The 3,943-nt window shown below is 61.1% G+C and carries 2 protein-coding genes and 1 pseudogene; 1 reads left to right on the forward strand and 2 read right to left on the reverse strand.

Translation table 11 applies throughout. The features are described 5' to 3' along the window. Together BI292_RS09150 and BI292_RS09155 are read right to left on the reverse strand one after the other, a co-directional pair. A pseudogene (locus BI292_RS09150) lies at positions 1-484 on the reverse strand (DUF2339 domain-containing protein); the annotation flags it as partial. 260 nt (positions 485-744) lie between these two features. Next, on the reverse strand, positions 745-3,195 hold the full coding sequence (locus BI292_RS09155; protein ID WP_101207683.1) for a glycogen/starch/alpha-glucan phosphorylase: 2,451 nt from the start codon (positions 3,193-3,195) through the stop codon (positions 745-747). Between the two features lie 270 nt (positions 3,196-3,465). Between BI292_RS09155 and BI292_RS09160 the strand changes: the two genes are divergently transcribed. Next, entirely contained in the window at positions 3,466-3,906 is a 441-nt protein-coding gene (locus BI292_RS09160) for a YkgJ family cysteine cluster protein (RefSeq protein ID WP_101207684.1), read from the forward strand. Positions 3,907-3,943 lie beyond the last annotated feature (37 nt).

A 3,943-nucleotide genomic window follows, 5' to 3' on the forward strand; every position in this document is an offset into this window, starting at 1 on the left:
GGGCGGCGGGTTGGCGTGGTTCAGGGGTGACCGGCTCGCGGGCGGCCGGCTGCGGCGTCCAGACATCGTCGGGCAGCGGACGAGTGGCTTCGCTGGCGCTGGCGGCGACCGGTTGCAATTCGGGCGGCAAGTCCCAGATCAATGTCGGGGATCGCGCAGGCGCTTCTTCGAGGATTTCGTCGAGCACGAATTCGGGTGTGACAATGGCGTCAGGTGGACTGGCGGCGGTGGCTGGTGCGGCAGCCGGTTGCACGATGTCGGCAGGTTTGAGGTCCGCTCGTTCCAGCGCTGCCAGGCGTTGCAGCAGCGTGTTCTGGGCGATTTGGGTCAACCGATGCTGCTCGACCACCTGCGCGTCGAGGCGAGCAATACGAATCGCCTGGCCGATCCCCAAGCCCAGCAACGCGCCCAACAGCGCATCGCTGAACGACTCGTCGAACACCCAGCCCAGCACCAAACCAATCAGCACAAAAATCCATTGCATGGTCGATATCCCTAAGCGGCCCATTGGCGGGCAAGTCCAGAAGTACTGTGGCGTCCTGCGCTTACGCCTTCGCGGGCAAGCCTCGCTCCTACAGGTTATGTGTCGTGGCCCAATCCATGGCACACGCAAAACCTGTAGGAGCGAGGCTTGCCCGCGAAAGCATCCGCGCAGATGTCACTGAAACATCCGGCAAAACTGGCGCTTAGTATATCGATCCGGCCCAACAGGCGTTGGGCCTTGCGCGTATTTATTGCTAAAAGTTACTCCAATGCCTTCCAGATATCCGTGGCGTACTCGCGAATCGTCCGGTCCGAGGAGAACCAGCCCATGCGCGAGGTGTTCAATACCGCCGAACGCCACCATTGCTCCGAATCATGCCAATGCGCTTCCACGCGCATTTGCGCGTCCCAGTACGAGTCGAAATCGGCGCAGACCAGGAAACGGTCGTAGTCCACCAGCGAATCGATCAGCCCGGTATAGCGCGACGGATCATCCGGCGAGAACACCCCGCCGCGAATCGCTTGCAGCACGTCATTCAGGCGATGCGAAGCGGCGATGTCCGGCGTCGCGTTGAACTCCTGATTCTGCTTGCGCGCCTCCACTTGCTGAGCGCTGAGGCCGAAGATGAACATGTGCTCGGCGCCAATGCGTTCGCACATTTCGACGTTGGCGCCATCCAGCGTGCCAATGGTCAGCGCGCCGTTGAGGCCGAACTTCATGTTGCTGGTGCCCGACGCCTCGAAGCCTGCGGTGGAGATCTGCTCGGACAAATCCGCCGCCGGAATAATGCTTTCCGCCAGGCTGACGTTGTAGTTGGGCAGGAACACCACTTTGAGCAAACCGCGCACGGTCGGGTCGTTGTTGACGACGCGGGCGATGTCGTTGGTCAGCTTGATGATCAGTTTGGCCTGGTGATAACTCGCCGCAGCCTTGCCGGCGAAGATCTTCACGCGCGGCACCCAATCGATTTCCGGCTCGGCACGAATCGCTTGATACAGCGCCACGGTGTGCATCAGGTTGAGCAACTGGCGTTTGTATTCGTGGATCCGTTTGACCTGCACGTCGAACATCGCCGCCGGGTTGACCGCGATGCCCAGGCGTTCGTGAATCAGGTACGCGAGGGCTTTTTTGCTGTGCAGTCGCTGATCGGCGAAGGCTTTGCGGAAGGCCGGTTTTTCGGCGAACGGTTCGAGGTCGAGCAAGCGCTCTTCCGGGTTATCCAGCAGGTCAGGACCGAGCGCATCAACCAGCATCGAAGTCAGCTCGGAGTTGGCCTGGTAGAGCCAGCGGCGGAACGTGATGCCGTTGGTTTTGTTGTTGATCCGCTCCGGGTAGAGCTTGTGCAGTTCGGAGAACACGGTTTTGCGCATCAGTTGCGTGTGCAAACCGGACACGCCGTTGACGCTGTGCGACCCGAGGAACGCGAGGTTGCCCATGCGCACGCGCCGGCCGTTGTCTTCTTCGATCAGCGACACCGCGCGCAACACGTCGAAATCGTGAATGCCTTTGGCGCGCAGCGAGTCGATGTGCTGGGCGTTGATCAGATAGATGATCTGCATGTGCCGCGGCAGCATGCGTTCCATCAAACCGACCGGCCAGGTTTCCAGCGCTTCGGGCAGCAGCGTGTGGTTGGTGTACGACAGCGTGTCGACCGTGACCTGCCACGCGGCGTCCCACGCGACATCGTAGACGTCGACCAATTGACGCATCAGCTCGGCGACGGCAATCGAGGGGTGCGTGTCGTTGAGCTGGATGGCCGCGTGGTCGCCCAGGGTCAGCACCGAGGTGTGCATGTTGCGATGGCGGCGCAGCAAATCCTGCAGCGAGGCCGCGACGAAGAAGTATTCCTGACGCAGACGCAATTCCTGGCCAGCTTCGGTGCTGTCCGCCGGATAGAGCACGCGGGAGATACTTTCGGCGCGGGCCACTTCGGCGACGGCGCCCAAGTGGTCACCGGCGTTGAAGCGTTCCAGGTGCAAATCTTCCACGGCGCGCGCGCGCCACAGGCGCAAGGTGTTGACGCTCGCACCGCGCCAGCCGACCACCGGCGTGTCGTAGGCGATTGCCCGCACGGTTTCGGCCGGGGTCCAGACCTGGCGGGATTTGCCGGCCTCGTCGGTGACGGTTTCGACGCTGCCGCCGAAGCCGATCGGGTAAACCACTTCTGGGCGCTCGAACTCCCACGGGTTGCCGAAATCCAGCCAGTGTTCGGTTTGTTCCTGCTGCCAGCCGTCGACGATGGCTTGGCGGAACAAGCCGTGCTCGTAACGAATGCCGTAGCCGTGGCCCGCAATGCCGAGGGTCGACATGCTTTCCATGAAGCACGCCGCCAAGCGACCGAGGCCGCCGTTGCCGAGCGCCGCATCGGGCTCCAGCAGGCGGATGCGCTCAATGTCGACGCCGAGTTCGGTCATGGCTTCGCGGGCAACGTCGAGCAAGCCAAGGTTGCTCAGGCTGTCGTAGAGCAGACGGCCGATGAGAAATTCCAGCGAGAGGTAGTAAACGCGCTTCTGACCTTTGCGGTAGATCTGCCGGGTGTGGTCCATCCAGTGCTCGACCATGTGGTCGCGCGCCGCCAAGGCAATGGCCTCGAACCAGTCGTGGTCGAAGGCGTGATCCGGGTCTTTACCCACCGCGTAAGTGAGTTTGGTCAAGACGGCATCGCGAAATGCGGCCACCTCTGCTTCGCGAACAAGTGGTTCTTGAGTCATCGATAGGACCTCGAGCGAGCGTGGAGTAGTTGAGCCTAGACGGTCTGACAAACGGACGGGACTCTGGTTCGGCGGGTTGATCCCGATAGTGCCCGATAGTGCGAGATAGGCCGGCATTAGATTGTCGTGTGCCCGAATCAATGCAGGGGCCGTGCCGGATTAACGCGGGTTATTGGGCGTTACGGAAAAAAACCGGCGAAAGGTTGTTCAAAAATCCACCAGTCCCGGTATGATCGCGCGCCCTGATGCACACGCTGGTAACAACCGATGATGAAGTCCAACCTGATCGCTGCCGCAGAGATCGACCGCCTCGATACCTGGGCCAAATACTCTGCGCCGATGTGCGGCTCATGCATATCCAGCTGCTGCACGTTGCCGGTCGAGGTCAAGATCAAGGATCTGATCCGCATCGGCATCGTCGACGAGTTCGAGCGCGGCGAACCGGCGAAGAACATTGCCAAGCGGTTGCAGAAGGAAGGGATCGTCGAGCGTTACAACCAGAAGTCCGAGATCTTCACGCTGCAGCGCATGAGCAACAACGATTGCCTGTACCTGGATCGAAAGAGCCGCCTGTGCACTATTTATGAAAAGCGCCCGGACACCTGCCGCAATCACCCGAAAATCGGCCCACGGCCAGGCTATTGCGCTTACAAGCCAAAAGAAGTGGCGCGCGAGACCAGCGAGAGCCGTCGCACCTTCGAGAAGTTCTGATCGTCGCTGAATTTGGTGCCAGGCGTCAGAACCCCCC

The sequence above is a fragment of the Pseudomonas sp. 43NM1 genome (genome assembly GCF_002836905.1).
GTDB classification, from domain to species: Bacteria; Pseudomonadota; Gammaproteobacteria; order Pseudomonadales; family Pseudomonadaceae; genus Aquipseudomonas; species Aquipseudomonas prosekii.